The sequence below is a fragment of the Chloroflexus islandicus genome (assembly GCF_001650695.1).
In the GTDB taxonomy this organism is placed as follows: domain Bacteria; phylum Chloroflexota; class Chloroflexia; order Chloroflexales; family Chloroflexaceae; genus Chloroflexus; species Chloroflexus islandicus.
In genome coordinates this window covers 57,425-71,801 of sequence record NZ_LWQS01000082.1, presented here as the reverse complement: position 1 = coordinate 71,801, position 14,377 = coordinate 57,425, and the positions used below count along the sequence as shown (strand labels likewise).

12 protein-coding genes and 1 CRISPR repeat array (1 of these 13 only partly in view) are annotated in these 14,377 nt (G+C 57.0%); of the genes, 2 read left to right on the top strand and 10 right to left on the bottom strand.

Features of this window, described 5'->3' with window-relative positions:
- Positions 1-875: direct repeats of the CRISPR family, unit length 29 nt; unit sequence CGGTTCACCCCCACGTGCGTGGGGACAAC (it extends 1,168 nt beyond the left edge of the window).
- 65 nt (positions 876-940) lie between these two features.
- From cas2e to A6A03_RS16090, 9 genes are all read right to left on the bottom strand, one after another.
- A complete protein-coding gene (cas2e, locus tag A6A03_RS16130; RefSeq protein WP_066790333.1) occupies positions 941-1,216 on the bottom strand; it encodes a type I-E CRISPR-associated endoribonuclease Cas2e in 276 nt (91 codons plus the stop codon).
- A 6-nt stretch (positions 1,217-1,222) separates the two neighbouring features.
- On the bottom strand, positions 1,223-2,167 hold the full coding sequence (gene cas1e / locus A6A03_RS16125) for a type I-E CRISPR-associated endonuclease Cas1e (RefSeq protein ID WP_066790331.1): 945 nt from the start codon (positions 2,165-2,167) through the stop codon (positions 1,223-1,225).
- A 181-nt stretch (positions 2,168-2,348) separates the two neighbouring features.
- Positions 2,349-3,074 (bottom strand): type I-E CRISPR-associated protein Cas6/Cse3/CasE, encoded by a 726-nt coding sequence (gene cas6e, locus A6A03_RS16120; RefSeq protein ID WP_066790329.1) that lies wholly within the window; start codon positions 3,072-3,074, stop codon positions 2,349-2,351.
- A 1-nt stretch (position 3,075) separates the two neighbouring features.
- Positions 3,076-3,864 (bottom strand): type I-E CRISPR-associated protein Cas5/CasD, encoded by a 789-nt coding sequence (gene cas5e, locus A6A03_RS16115; RefSeq protein WP_066790327.1) that lies wholly within the window; start codon positions 3,862-3,864, stop codon positions 3,076-3,078.
- Entirely contained in the window at positions 3,861-5,042 is a 1,182-nt protein-coding gene (gene cas7e / locus A6A03_RS16110) for a type I-E CRISPR-associated protein Cas7/Cse4/CasC (RefSeq protein ID WP_082908995.1), read from the bottom strand. The genes cas5e and cas7e overlap by 4 nt, the downstream gene beginning before the upstream one ends.
- 25 nt (positions 5,043-5,067) lie before the next feature.
- Positions 5,068-5,571: a type I-E CRISPR-associated protein Cse2/CasB gene (casB, locus tag A6A03_RS16105; RefSeq protein ID WP_082908994.1), complete on the bottom strand. Its 504-nt coding sequence runs from the start codon at positions 5,569-5,571 to the stop codon at positions 5,068-5,070.
- A complete protein-coding gene (gene casA / locus A6A03_RS16100) occupies positions 5,564-7,165 on the bottom strand; it encodes a type I-E CRISPR-associated protein Cse1/CasA (RefSeq protein ID WP_066790318.1) in 1,602 nt (533 codons plus the stop codon). Before casA ends, casB begins: the two co-directional genes overlap by 8 nt.
- Positions 7,162-9,933 carry a CRISPR-associated helicase/endonuclease Cas3 gene (locus A6A03_RS16095; RefSeq protein ID WP_082908993.1) on the bottom strand — a complete coding sequence of 924 codons (2,772 nt, stop codon included), beginning with the start codon at positions 9,931-9,933 and terminating at the stop codon, positions 7,162-7,164. The genes casA and A6A03_RS16095 overlap by 4 nt, the downstream gene beginning before the upstream one ends.
- A complete protein-coding gene (locus A6A03_RS16090) occupies positions 9,933-10,940 on the bottom strand; it encodes a helix-turn-helix transcriptional regulator (RefSeq protein ID WP_066790313.1) in 1,008 nt (335 codons plus the stop codon). The genes A6A03_RS16095 and A6A03_RS16090 overlap by 1 nt, the downstream gene beginning before the upstream one ends.
- 218 nt (positions 10,941-11,158) lie before the next feature.
- Here A6A03_RS16090 and A6A03_RS16085 point away from each other — a divergent pair, with 218 nt between their 5' ends.
- Complete coding sequence (locus tag A6A03_RS16085) at positions 11,159-12,406, top strand: PD40 domain-containing protein (protein ID WP_066790311.1); 1,248 nt, start codon at positions 11,159-11,161, stop codon at positions 12,404-12,406.
- Between the two features lie 76 nt (positions 12,407-12,482).
- Here A6A03_RS16085 and A6A03_RS16080 read toward each other — a convergent pair whose 3' ends face one another.
- On the bottom strand, positions 12,483-13,763 hold the full coding sequence (locus tag A6A03_RS16080) for a J domain-containing protein (RefSeq protein WP_066790310.1): 1,281 nt from the start codon (positions 13,761-13,763) through the stop codon (positions 12,483-12,485).
- A 147-nt stretch (positions 13,764-13,910) separates the two neighbouring features.
- Here A6A03_RS16080 and A6A03_RS16075 point away from each other — a divergent pair, with 147 nt between their 5' ends.
- Complete coding sequence (locus A6A03_RS16075) at positions 13,911-14,330, top strand: EVE domain-containing protein (RefSeq protein WP_066790309.1); 420 nt, start codon at positions 13,911-13,913, stop codon at positions 14,328-14,330.
- The last annotated feature ends 47 nt before the right edge of the window (positions 14,331-14,377 follow it).

Below are 14,377 nucleotides of genomic sequence, written 5' to 3'. Positions count from 1 at the left end.
CCCACGTGCGTGGGGACAACCCGCCCACGCAACAAGAGTGGCGCCGACGGCACGGTTCACCCCCACGTGCGTGGGGACAACTTCCTGACACCCCGTAACGTTCCGTACCTTTGCGGTTCACCCCCACGTGCGTGGGGACAACCCGCCCACGCAACAAGAGTGGCGCCGACGGCACGGTTCACCCCCACGTGCGTGGGGACAACTTCCTGACACCCCGTAACGTTCCGTACCTTTGCGGTTCACCCCCACGTGCGTGGGGACAACGAACGGCCAGCAACTCCATACGCCCCCCCTTACGGTTCACCCCCACGTGCGTGGGGACAACAGCCGGCCGCGTGGCCGGCCGGCCACGTTATCCGGTTCACCCCCACGTGCGTGGGGACAACCACGTTATCCTTGCTGATGAGGCGTGGCAATACGGTTCACCCCCACGTGCGTGGGGACAACACCAAAAACGCCAGCACGATCGCCCAAAGTAACGGTTCACCCCCACGTGCGTGGGGACAACCGGCGCGTCGTGCGGATGAGGTAGCGCTACTCCGGTTCACCCCCACGTGCGTGGGGACAACCTCTGGGCACTCGCATGGGCATTCCAGCTCTGGCGGTTCACCCCCACGTGCGTGGGGACAACATCCCTCGCGTCCATCCTGCCCTCCCAGTTTCCGGTTCACCCCCACGTGCGTGGGGACAACTTCGTCGGTGCTGTCCTGATTGGCTTGCTAATCGGTTCACCCCCACGTGCGTGGGGACAACAAAGGGGGGGGAAGCACGGCAAGAGGGAAGGCCGGTTCACCCCCACGTGCGTGGGGACAACAGCGATGCATACATTGCATAACAGTTGGCCAACGGTTCACCCCCACGTGCGTGGGGACAACACTTCCTCTTTCCGCATTCTAACGCGATCCTGATCTGAAATCAAGCGGTGAAGTCATAGTTCGCATCATTGCGGAATTTGCACGAGAAATAGCCCCTCGATCTGTACTAATTTGCGACTTGTCTGACCGCAACTGCGCAGGGCAAAGCCCTGTTCGTTGTTGGTCTGATAAATGAGGAAACCGGCTCCCTCCCGTAGTTCGCGACAGACGTGTTCCCAGAGGAGATCACGAACCATTGCCGAAAGCGTACCGACAAAAATTCCGGCATGCAATTCGAGCATCCATCGTGTTAGTTCACCGCGTAACCCGATTGGAACCCGTTCAACAATAATGACGGTCATTTTGGACTATTCCTCCTCGTCTCCATAGTTGATCCCACCAGCTACTTCGCCTTCGTCTGGATCCCACAATCCGCCCGGACGCGCGTAATAGCGATCAAATAGTTCAGATTCACGTTTGTCGAGTCCTTCGTGAGCAAAAAGTCGATCAAGATCGTTGATAATCCTTGCCAGTAGTCGCTGTTCGCGAAAGATGTCGCGACAGAGGTGGCGAACCCGGCTCTCTAGCCTATTCTCGCCTGCGGCGGTGCATCGAAATGCGGCGGGGATCGCAATGTCCGCTTTGTAAATGTCGGCGATGTCGTATACAAACGAAAGCATTTTTCCGGTGTGAATGAAGCCGAGGGCCGGTGAGTATCCGGCTGCAACGATGGCGGCATGCGCTATGCCGTAAAGACAACTATTGGCTGCTGATAGAGCGCGATTGATTGGTTCCGTGCGCCGCCAGTCGTTTTGTTTGTAGTGGCGGCCATCCCACTTGATACCGGTTTCTTTGCTCCAGCGCGCATAGCTTTCTCTCACTCTGACCCCTTCTTTGCCACGGATTTGCTTGATGCTGAGATTAGGTGGCAGTGGCTCTGGAAAGCGCATTTCATACATGCGCCGAACTACGCGCAGTCGTAGATCGGGATCGCTATGCATCGCGGCTTGTCGCAGCAAGTTGGCCGCTGAACGAGTTTCACCCATGCCAACCGCGTAGAATCTCACCCCCGCTTCACCGCTCCATGCTACGAGACAACCGTTTTCCGCAAGCGTTTTGATCGCTTGGTGGGTGATATTTGTTCCCGGTCCAAGCATCAGCAGAGTGAGCGTGGCGCATGGAATCGGTGTTTTGCCGTTTTTGTCGAATACAGCAATGGCTTTGTCATCTTGTTCGATCACGGCATGTTCAACATAGACAAAGCTCCAACTATCGCGTACTTTTGGCAAGATATGGAGATCGTGGATTGGCAACGTATTCCTCCTTTCGTGAGATGAGTGGTTGATGAGCTTCATGTTTTCTTTGCGCCATCAACCACTCTATCCGTCCTGAGCGGTTGTTCTACCCTGAAAAGGACTTCTTTTGGCGGCATGTTCGGTATAGATACGAGGTTACGTGATTGGATTGTTAAGGTGCAACGTCGTGCTATCCTCGTTACCGGCTAGCTGACGCTACTGATAAGAGACCAAAGCCAAACGCTTTACCGCTGCCGATGCCTTTGAACAATGCATTGCGGAATCGCTCGGCATCGGTAACTTCAAGCTGGCCGGTAAAGACGGTGGCACCAAACGTTAGTGGCATCGATTTACGGTCGTCGCCTACCGGACGATAGCCGCGTTCATTCGCTTGTTTGGCGGCCTGCGCGGCTGGAATGTTGGCATAGTGCGTCGTTAGCAGGCGAAAGCCGTGTTGCTCGCCTTTGCGAGCAAGCCATGCCAGTTGGTCTTCCTCACGTAGCAGCGCTACTCGCTTTCCCGCCAACGGATCGTTGTCTTCCAAATGCTGGCTTACTCGGCGGGTTGGGTTGGCTCGTAGACGGAAGACCAATTGCATACCATTGCTGATGCGTCCATATTCTTCATCGACCCGTCGCACTGCCGGATTACCACGCTCATCGGGCGCTGGGCCGAAGATGCGTGCTGGAAGTGCTGACCAGCTTGGTTGGGTCGTTGACTGGACGATTAGTCTGAACAAGAGCGGTTCTTGTTCAAGCGCTTCGAGCCGATAGAGAATGCCAAAGTGTTCGCGGGCTGACACACCTGCCGGCGCTTGGGGAAAGGCTGACAGGATGGTGCGATGTAACTGGTATGTGTCACTTACATCGCGCCGTACCCGGCTGTCACGAGCGTTGAGGATGAGACGTGAGAGGTAAACTTCCATCCTATCCCTCCAAGGTGTTGATGCTCGTCAGGTCGCCTGAAAGCGTGATCCAGATCTCACGTACATAGCGCGGACGGAACAGACGCCGTTCTGGGATGCCGATATTGTCATATTGGCGATTGCCGCTGCCGGGTTCGGTTTCGATCAATGCGCGCAGGGTGGATGGCTTTTGCTGTTCCCACGCTTGTAAGACCCGTTGCGAAAAGGTTGGTTCGTGCAACGCTTTGATGAGATTGGCAAATTGTCCGCTGCCGTCATAGATCGGGGTGGCCGGAATGCAGGCTTTGCGACCAAGGAACAGCGGCCAGATCGGATGTTGCACCGCAGCAGCCAGTTCTTCGATGAGATCGTCCGGCCCTTGCACCGCTACCCGGAACGATGCGTCGGCGAGATAGTAGCGCTCGGAGACATCCGTTTCTGGTTCACCGGTTTTTTGATTGATTTTGACTTTGATCCGGCCTTTATCCACTTCAGCCGATAGCACGCCGCCAATGTATGGTTCATCGTGGTAACGCGTTTTGTTGCCGGTTGTCGCAGCGCCGAACCGTCCCCCGCCAACGGTGTGATAGTCACGCAAAAGCGTTCCGGGTAGATCGACCCGTACCCCTATGCGTAGACGATCACTGAGATCGCGCAGACGGTGATCATCGCGACTCAAACCAAGCGCACAGCCGAGCAGGCCGATGATGCCTGATTTGGTGGGAGTATCGGCAGTGTCCCGTTCACGCCAGCGCGCCCGTAGGCCCCAAGCTTGCAGCGGCCCTTCCAGACGGAGAAAGAGCGTGTTCATGCATGCACTCCTTGCGCTGCCAGCCACGTTTGCAAAGCTGCCAGATCGGTGCAGGAAGTGGCGCCGTTTAATGTGAAGGGTACAGTGCTCAAGAAAGCACGCTCCGCTTTCAAGTTGTAGATGCCGTTGATCTGCGGAATGTAGTCTTGCAGCGCTTTGGCCGATGCTTCTAATAGCGACATCTGCGCAGTCGCGCGCACCGGTTTCACAAAGGCGTTCGCATAGCTGAGGGCAATGTTGTCGGTCCGCACCTCTACCAAAACGAGATCGGGCAGGTTGTGGGCGGCAAAGCTGTTTTGCTTGCCACTGGGAATGGCAAACATCGCCGCCTTGATCAACGCATGCACCGCCATAGCAGCGATGTTCTTATCCTCGTTCAGGTTCTTGACCAACGCTTCCCAGTCGATCGAGAAATACTTGTAGTAGGTGGCGCTGTTGAAGGTTGTATCGCCAATGAAGCCAGCGCCTGTTTCACCGGAAATGTCATCGACGGCGGTGTAGAAATCGAACTCAGTCTCAATCCCGTGGGTTGAGATGGCGTGCGCGACTTGCACCGCCGCATCAACGTCTTTGAACGGGCTTGAAGTGGTCATTCGCCCAAACATGGCGATATCCACTGAGTGCGGTTCATACGCGCCGATTTCGCCCACAAGGTTATCGCCTTGCAGGGCTTGTAAATAGTCAATGCCTTTCGTACGCACAATGTCGCTGAGACGGGTGGTCAAGTGATCGATGTCCTTTGCGGTCAAGAACATTAATTGGGCCGTCTTGAATTTCTCTTCACCGCCAGCAGCCGTTCCCTTCCCCTTGCCCCGTCCGCGTTTCTTGTCGCTGCTGTCCTCTTCGCTGCTCGGATTGCGCTCTCCTTTGCCAAGCCGCGCGGCGGCTTCGATGATCGCCTGCTTGGCCTCATCGGCCAGATCGGTGTGTTCAAGGCGCTTGCGCACCTCTTCAGGCAGCAGTTGCGTTCGTACGGCCAGTAAATGCCCAAGCTGCGCTTCTTCAAACGGGGTGCGGAAATGCGGCGACCAGCGGATGCTCCGTTTGATCGCTTGGCTTGAGATGCGGGCCCGGCGTACGCCGCCAAAAATGGCATCTTTCGGTTCATTGTTGTCGTCGCGGTTCAGGTTCGAGGGAGCGTGATTCTGCAAGAGATGCACTGCGATAAGCATGGTCATGGATCCTTTCACTCATATAGAAAGCTTATGCCGTCGCCGGCTGACCAACAAAGTAATCCCGTGCCCAGCGTAACTGGACGTAGCGATCCGGATGGTTCCACGCGAGCAGATCGTTCAGGAGTTGTCCCCAGTCAATCGCTTGTTCGCTGGCGGCAATGAGCCGCACAATTTGCCGCAAGCGAAATCGCAATTGATCAAGATCGCTATCGATCAGCGCTTGGAAGCGCCGATCAATACTTTCACTCTCGCGTAACAAGCGCGCCATGCGCAGGGTTGTCCCTAGTGTTACCCCATCGCTGCGCGCCTTTGCTAATGGGTAGAGCGTCGCGATGAGAAAGTAGATTTCTTCTTCGGGCCGTCCGGCAACTTCGTAAGGCAACGCTTGATAGAAGATCCGGTGGACATCGCGTGCTTCGTTCAGGGTGCGTCCGGCGTTGCGTTTGAGCCGTGCCCGTCCGGCATTGTCGAGCCGCGCCAGAGCGGTGATAAAAGCGGCAACCTGTTGTTGTCGCGGCGACATGTCACTCATCCAACCACTCCTTTCGTTTGGCGTAAAGCAGGCGATCACATTCGTGTTTTGCTTCGACGCGAGCGCGCAATTCGTCAGCGCGATTGCCGATCTGGGCTAGCGCCGCATCAAAACATTCGCGGGCCAGCGCAACAATGATTTGAACCCAGTTCCTTGCGATGTCGTCACGTTGGTACGGTTGCGCGCGAGCCAGATCGTTGATGAACTGGCGAAAACGAAGACCCAATGCGCGCCAATAATCGGCGATCAGCCGTTCTCGCACGCTCTTGTAGCGGACAAGATCTTGCTGCTTAAGGCCGCTTGCGCCGCGTTCTGGCTTGAAATGGCGATTAAAGACGGCGTTGAGAATGCTGGCAATCTCGGTTGCCCGTCGCAATGCCTCGGCAACATACTCTGCGGTAGCCACGTCTACGAGCAGCGCTGGCGGCGCTTCTAACGATTCATCGAGCCACTCAAAGATTTTGGCTTTGCCATCAGTACGAATACCGATACAGCGGAAACGCACTGACTGGTGTTCCTTGAGCGAGCCGTGATCGATCAACCGCACAATTTGTTTGATAATCAGTGGCCGTTGTGCGGTCGTGTCCTCTTGCAACAATAAGTTGGTGTATTCGCGCCACAGCGCTTTCCCCTCTTCTGGCCGTATCGCTTGGATCTCATCCTTTTTCTGGCGGAACGCCACAAATGGATCGTCCCAAACGCCAATCTCTTTGCTCAGCCAGTGACCTTTCTCATAGAGCAGGTCGCGCACATACAGATCGGTATCGCGTCCACAGTTTGTGCATACCGTCTTGCCGATGTGCGGATACAGCCGCATCCGCCGGGCAGGAAAGGTGAGGCTTTCGAGATAACCGACTGCGCTGACTTCACGATCCTTTGCGACGATTGGCGGGTTGGTGGTCCAGATGGCCTCATGCTTGCGCTCCGGATCAGCAGTGCGTGGTTGGTAGTCAGGACTGACGAGTGAAAGAGCCAGCGTCTCAAATAAGGTATCGCCAGCCGGAAAAACGTAGATTGGCGGTGTCTTGTTGATAGAGGGAGGCATATTGCGTCCGTCTGCCAAGGCAAACGCTGGCACGGTAACCAACCCGCGTGCGCAGCAAGCCGGACAATAGGAGTGATCGTCGTCGGTGACGTGATGAAAATGGGTCCGCGCAGTAGCCACCGGCACTTCGGCAAACAGGCGGGCAATCGGTTGGGGATCGCCCCAATCGTTCTTTTGGCCTTTGGCTGGCTTCTTCCAACCGTCGAGGGGCACATCGCCGGTCTGGAGAAAAGGCGCTTCGGGGTGGAAGAGATCAAACCGTGGCCCATAGCGTTGCTCAAATGCGGCAATCTTTCCGGCGTCAAACGTTGCGGCTTGCAGCACATGTGCAATATCGTCCAAACTGGTTGGTTGGTAGATCGCTTGCACAATCGCGGCTAGCAGCCGGTGTGTGCCGCCAACGACCAACGGTGACGGATCACTCAGCGCGATCAGGTCGGGCGCTTGTAAAAGACAATCGCGAATACTGACCTCGTCGTCGCGATGATTGCTCCGGATCACGCGAATCCACGGCTCAGTCCAGAGATTAAACTGCGGTGATGGGTTCATAGATCCTCCTCATACCAATCCATAGCACCGTCTCCTTTTTCAATCACTAACCCCAAAGCTTTATCCAAACGGAGCTGCCGCCGGTTGATTGCACAACGATGGGTTTGCCGATCCAATGGCAGTGGATGCATGCTGCGCAGTGGCGTAGGGACATCAGACCACGGCCAGCGTAATGCGCGTGGACGCCTTTCATCGCGGTAGGCGGCAATAATGGCGCGGTCGCTGACCGGTACTGCGTGGGTGAGCAAATCTTTCATCTGGTCGAGCGTTGGCGGCACATCAGTAGGAATCCGGAAGGTGCCGCCGGGATCAAGCGACATTTCGCCCTCTAGGTAGTAGACTGGCACGAGCGATATTTGATCACCGAGCCGGGTCTTGGCTAATTGCCGGTTTGCCGCCTCGCCAGACTCGTCATCAATAAATGCCCTCCCGCCATCTTCTACAATTGCTCCTTTCCCAAGTGGGTCAGGGGTCAGCGGTTGGCGCGCCTTTGCGCGCTGCACCTCTAGCGTTTGTTGATAGTCTTGTTTCGCCTGCGCAATATCACCGGCATATTGGCTTGCCAGCGATTCCTCACTGTAGACAGCCTCAATCAGGGTGCGGTAATCTTGCGGCAACGTCACCAATCGCTCGTGTTCCAAGCTTTCCCCCAACGCGACAAAACTCCGCCAGAGGATGTAAGGTTCGTAAATCCCCTTCCAACGCCGCCAGTCAGGCTTGTTCCGTTCGCCGACCGGAACTGCTACTTCCAGCACCGGGACGCGATGGCGGTCTGGACGATGGCGTTGGTGGCGGTGCAGCCGGCCAGCCCGTTGTAAAAGCAGGTCAATGGGGGCAAAATCGCTGATCATCACATCGACATCGTAGTCGAGACTTTGTTCGAGCACTTGGGTGCCGACAATGATAATCCGCTGATCCGGCTGGCGTTGTGATGCTTTGCCTACGAGTTCGCCAATGCGCTGCTCACGTCGTTGCCGTTCATAGAGGGGGAAACGCGCGTGCAGCAGAATACAATCGCTGTTGGTAAGGTTGAGAAGCTCCTGATAGATCGCCTGCGCATCATCGACCCGATTGCAAATACGCGCTACTGCGCCGCCATCGCGCACAAGTTCAACTAACCGCCGCGCTTCTTCCGCCGGACTGTGAAGCTGGCGTAAGTGCAGTGTGAAGCGTTGCTCAGGGCGAAAAACGGCGAATGAGTGTTGCTCAGCTCTATTCTGGCTGTAGAGGGCCAGCAGCGGATAAGGCATGGGCATGGGTAGTGCTGGCAGGGTCTTTACGTTTAATCCTTTGATAAAGGCTTGGGCTAATTCGCGGTGGCGCTGTTGCGGCAGCGTGGCCGACAGCAAGATGACCGAGCATCCAAGCATTGATAACCACGTTAGGGTATGATCGATAATGACATTCATGTAGGTATCGTAGGCATGCACTTCGTCAATGATCACAACCTTGTTGGCTAGTCCGAATAGGCGCAACGGATAATGGCGCACGTTGAGACCGCCAAGCTCAACCTGATCCACCGTGCCAACCCCGAATGGCGCCAGCATAGCCTTCTTGGGGCCAACGAACCATTCCAAGGCTGAGCCGGCGCTAGCGCCATCAGCATCGAAGCGATCCCGGTCGGTGTAGAACGCCACCTGCCGGCGCAATTCCTCTTCCACGACGATAGCTTGGCTGTGGGTCAAACGTACACTGCCATCTTCACCGTATAACGTGCGATAGAAATGCTCAAGGCGGGTAAACATCTGATTGCCCGTTGCCATTGTGGGCAAAGCAAAAAAGATTTCATCATTCCCGCGAGCGACAGCAATACGCCGAGCTAACGCCAGCGCCGCTTCCGTTTTGCCTTCGCCGGTAGGAGCTTCGATAATGGCCAGTAGTGGTTGGGCCACTAAAGTGTCCGCTAGTTGATCAATCAGGACTTGTAATGGTCTTGGCGTTGTTGTGGGAAAAAGGGTTTGAAAATTGGCGTACTGCGGCGGTTGACGCTTGAAATTCAGACGATGGTTCTGTAATGCGGTCTGCGCACGCCGGCGGCTGAGTTTGAGATATTCATCTGCCTGCATGCAGGTAGTCAGTGGAAAATTGTGTTCGTTAGAACCGATCCAGTCGCACCACACGATAAAACCGGTCAGCGCAATGGTGGCCGGACGTATCGCTTGCGGCAGACCAATATCGGCTAATCCAGCATGTGCTGGCGCCAGCAAGGTACGGAGAAGGCGGTACGTTTGCGAACGCCATTCCGGCCAGCGTGATTCGTGGCGTTCCGCATGATGGAGCCGTTGTCGTAGCTCACGCATGCTTGCCTCAGCGAAACGTCCGTGATGGCCGCCCATCGCGTCGCGCAGGATCCAAACCAACTCCTTCGCAATACCGGTCTCGTGCTGGGCAAGATGATCGTGAAGCCATAGCGCACTGATCTCGGCATGGTACATCTCGGCTGAGCGCCGGTCGAAGCGCACTCCGGCTTGGGTCAAACGTTTACGTTGCTCATCATCTTGACCTTGAAAAGCGGCTGAGATTTTACCGAGATCGTGAAGAGCGATCAGGAACGGTAGCCAAGCCAGCAGCGTACCAGTATCAGCGCCTTGCCAAGCCGTACATATCGCTTGCTGTAAGCGCGGCGGCCCATTGAGGAGCAACGCCTCGGCAACGCATGCAACATCGATCATATGAAAGATAGCCGGATGAAACGGCGCACTTGCCGTTCCAGCGCGAGGCGTTTTACCCCAGAATTCCAATACAGAGAAGTCAGATTGATTCATCATCACTCCTCGTTGGTGTCGCTGTACATCTTGACCATCGCGCGCGCTTCCTCAGCCAGTTCCCGCCGCAAAAAGTCCGGCTTGAGCACTTGTACCGCGGCGCCCCACTGCCGAATCCAAGGTTTCATCTCAATCACTTTGCCAACTCGAACGGTGAAAATACATGAGCCATCAGGGTTGTCCTCAATCCGTTGGCTGATGTGCCAGACGCTCTCTTTAAGACGACGCGCAGCTCGTGGGGCAAAATGAAGTACGACTTCGATGTTATCTTCGCCCCACATAATACCCCATGCCGAACGCAGCATTTTGTGTGGATCGAATGTCGTAGGAATAGTGTAAGATTCATCAGTTAGTCTTATCTCTCTGATCCGCTCGACTTTAAATGTGCGAATTTCTTGTCGTAAATCGTCAAAGCCGATCGCGTAGCACGCATAGCCGATGCTTGATGGTTCGAGAAAATAAGGGGCAAAGGTACGCTCTGTAATGTCATCGATAATTTCGCCAGCCTCGTTCGTGCGTTGCGACTCATATCGCAGCCACACCTTTTTGCCAAGCGCCCATGCTTCGGTAAGAATTCCAAGAGTATTGACATAACTTTTCCGGCTGGGCCGCTCGCGTACTGCGGCTGCCGCGCGTGCGATATGCTCGGCAATCAATGGCGTTTTGAGCCGTAACGCATCACTGAGACGCTCAAGCGCACTTACCACATACGGGTTATGTTCATCACTGTGGCGTGACAGCAAGCGTGCCGCAAGATAGAGGGCAAGGGCCTCGTTGTTTGAAATCTTGAGCGTATGAACGATCCGGCGATGATCGATCAAGTACCGGCGTCCTTGTTTGATCAGGCCGGTGCCACGGCTTTCCAGTACAATGAGATCGCGTCTGATAGTATCGGTGTCTACGCCAAACTCGTTGGCCAGTTCTTGGGTTGTACAGCCATTAGGATGGGTTGCTAAGTAGCTTTCGATAGCATCAAGCCGGCTGTAACGGTCTTCGGTTTTGCGGCGCATAGTCTTTTCCTTTAGCTCTGTGTGCGGATATAGTATCAGTGCAGTACCGCAAATTATGCGGTTTTTTTTGCGATTTCGCCCTGTTTTTGGCAAAATCCCGCTCATGTATGCGTGAGTACATCATCACTGATCAAGTGGGAATATTCAAGCCCCCACCCCGCCCCAAATCTTGGTATACTACTTAGTACACCGTACTGTCCCCCGGAAAGGAGCGAAGCATGGCGGCGCGCCGGATTCTGCTGACGCTGATTGGCCTGTTGAGCGTGGTGATTCTGATCGGCAGCCTGAGCGCCGGTGTGTTGACCGTTTTGCTGATCACGAACCGGCCTGTCGATCAGAAGCTGCTGGTGGTGGGGCCAGAACGCCGGTTGGCGCTGGTTGATCGCCACGGTACGGCGCAGGTGCTGGCTGATGATCGCAGTCCGGAGTTGTTCCGTTACCCGGCGTTGGCGCCTGATGGCAGCCGGATTGCGTATATTAGCCAGAGTGGTAATACCAGTGTGTTGCGGGTGATCGATCTACGCACTGGCGCCCGGGTGGAACTCTATCGCTCGGCGACGAATCCGCCGCTCTATATGGTTTGGTCGCCCGATGGTCGCTATCTCTCGTTTTTGTCGAACCGTGGCGGCGGCGGGTTGGGGATGCATGTTGTAGCGGCGGATGGTTCGCGTCCCGCTGAGTTGGTGAGTGTTTCGCCGACGTCGCTCTATTTGGCGTGGCAGCCTGATAGTACGGCCTTGCTGGTGCATATTGGCGGCTCCACCTTTGAAGATGGCCGCTTGGTGACGGTGCAACCCGGCCGTGCGCAGCCGTTGTATGAAGTGAGCGATCCCGGCTTTTTCCAGACGCCGGCGTGGAGTGTTGATGGCCAGAGTTTCTTTTATGTGGCGCAACCCCCGATTGATGGCCCGCCGGCAGTGGAAAAGGTTGAGAGTGTGTTGACGCGGGTGAAGGTGGGTGAGACCCAGCCGCAGGCGTTGGCCCGTGAGCCGCAGGCGGCGATTATCTTTGGCCGTTCGCCGCGGAGTGATGAGATTGCGTATACGACGATCGGCCCCAATGGGTTTGGCCCGCTGAAGCTGGTTGCGCTCGATGGCAAGGTCTACACCTTGTCGGCGCAAGATGATAACGTGGTGGCGTTTTTCTGGTCGCCGAACGGTGAGCAATTGGCGTATCTGACTCCAGCCGGACGCACCTCGAACGGTGCGGTGCAGTTGCGCTGGCAGTTGGTCAACCGCACTGGCGGCGCGCCGCGCGCGTTGACGACCTTCGCGCCTTCACAGGAGTTTTTGGCCCAAATTAATTTCTTTGATGCCTACGCGCTGTCGTTCGATCTCTGGTCGAGCGATGGCCGGGCCTTGGTCTATAGCGCGCGCGATGGGGTGTATGTGCTGGATATTGGGCGCGGGATCGCCAGCCGGCGCAGCGATGGCGTGTTGGCGATGTGGTTGCCGCCGGAGAGGTAGGGAATAGGGAGTGGGGAATAGGGAGTAGGGAACTCTGCATCACTGTATTCCCTACTCCCTACCTCCCTCCTCCCTGCTAACGCAAAGCGCGAATCACGAGATTGCTGAACGTCGCGGTGGTGGCGTTCCGTTCGGCGCGGGCCAGCAGGCCGTACCGCGCGTCGGGCGGCGGGGTGGCGCTGGTGACGATGCTCACTACTTGATCGTTGATCCGCAATTCGATGCTCTGGCCTTCGAGCCGTGCGCTGAGGCGGGTGCGTTCGGTGAAGGTGAATGCTCCTTCGGCGAGGAGGGTGCGTTGGTCGCCGTTGCGTTCATCGCAACGGAATTGGCCGCTGGCCGGATTGATGGCAAAGCTGAGGTAGCGCTGCGGGCCGTTGAAACGCAGCATTAAGCCGCCCCAATCCCCGATGACGCTGGCTTCCACTTCGATTACCATATCGGCTCCGATCGGCGAGGTGCGGAAGGCCCAAATGTCGCCGAGGCCGGCGTTGGCTTGAATGCGATAGGCGCCATTGCTCGCGCTGACGCTCCAGCCGTTGCCGCTGGTTGTGGGCCAGTCGCTGTTGGGGCCAAAGTCAGCCTGATAGACCACGGGCCCGCCGGCAGCGATCGTTGTCGGTGATGGCGCGGTGGTGGGTGCGGCGGTGGGTGATGGCGTGGTGGCCGGCGCGGCGGTGGGTGATGGCGCGGCGGCCGGCGCGGCGGTGGGTGATGGCGCGGCGGCCGGCGCGGCGGTGGGTGATGGCGTAGCTGCCGGCCCGGCAGTAGGTGATGGCGCGGCGGACGGCGCGGCGGTGGGTGATGGTGCGGCGGCCGGCACATGCTCCAGCTCTTGGGCCGTCATTGCCCCCTGCAGTTGGCGCCAGCCGTACCAGCCGAGCAGGGCCAGTGTCAGGCCGCCTACTGCTGCCGTTAACAGCGTGCGCCGCGAGATGGTTGGCCCGCCGGCAGGGGCCGGGGTTTGGTATTCCGCTTCCAGCTCGGCAATCAAGGTTGCGCAATCGCGGTACCAAGGGTTGATGCGTTGCAGTTCGCGCAGGGTAGCCAGCGCTTGCAATCGTCTGCCAGCGGCAAGGTGGGCTTGCGCTTGCGCGTACAACTCGGCTTGGTAATCACGCTGTACCGGTGTGACTGGCGCGGACGGTCGCCGCCGGCGCAGGTTCTGATACGCCTGATTGATCCGGCGCGCGCGGCGGGCCGCATACTCTTGCTCGGCGGGTGAGGCGCCGGCATACCGGTCAGGATGGTAAAGGCTGATCTGTTTGAGGTACGCCTGTTTAATGTCGGCTGGCGCTGCGCCGGGCCGGATGCCGAGGATGGCGTAATCATCAAGTTGGTCAAAATCGTCGTTCACGCAACCCCCTTTCGCGCCGGGCATTATAGCATGCCGCCGGTTTATGCGGTGGCAGGTGGACGCTGTCTTTGCGCAATTGTTGATGGTACCATGAAAATGGTATCATGCCACATGGTTCATGCATTGCAATGTTCAAGGAATGCCTCTATGCCGAAGTATTGGTTGCTCAAGACGGAGCCAACCGTCTATAGTTTCGCCGATTTGGTGCGGGAAGGCCGCACGGTATGGGATGGCGTGGAAAACAACGTGGCCCTCAAGCACATGCGCGAGATGCGCAACGGTGATGAGGCGCTGATTTACCATACCGGCGACGAGCGGCAAGCGGTTGGCTTGGCGCAGGTGGTGAGCGATCCCTACCCCGACCCGAAACAGACCGATCCGCGTCTGATGGTGGTTGATGTTGTGCCGGTCAGGCCGCTGGCGCGCCCAGTAACTCTCGCGGCGATCAAGGCTGATCCCTTCTTTGCCGATTTTGCGCTGGTGCGGCAAGGCCGGCTGTCGGTGGTGCCGGTGACGGCTGCCCAATGGGAGCGGCTGCTGGCAATGGCCGAACCGGCCGAATCGTAATGGGAGCGGGCAACTTGTGGTATACTTCACAGCACGAATGGGAATGC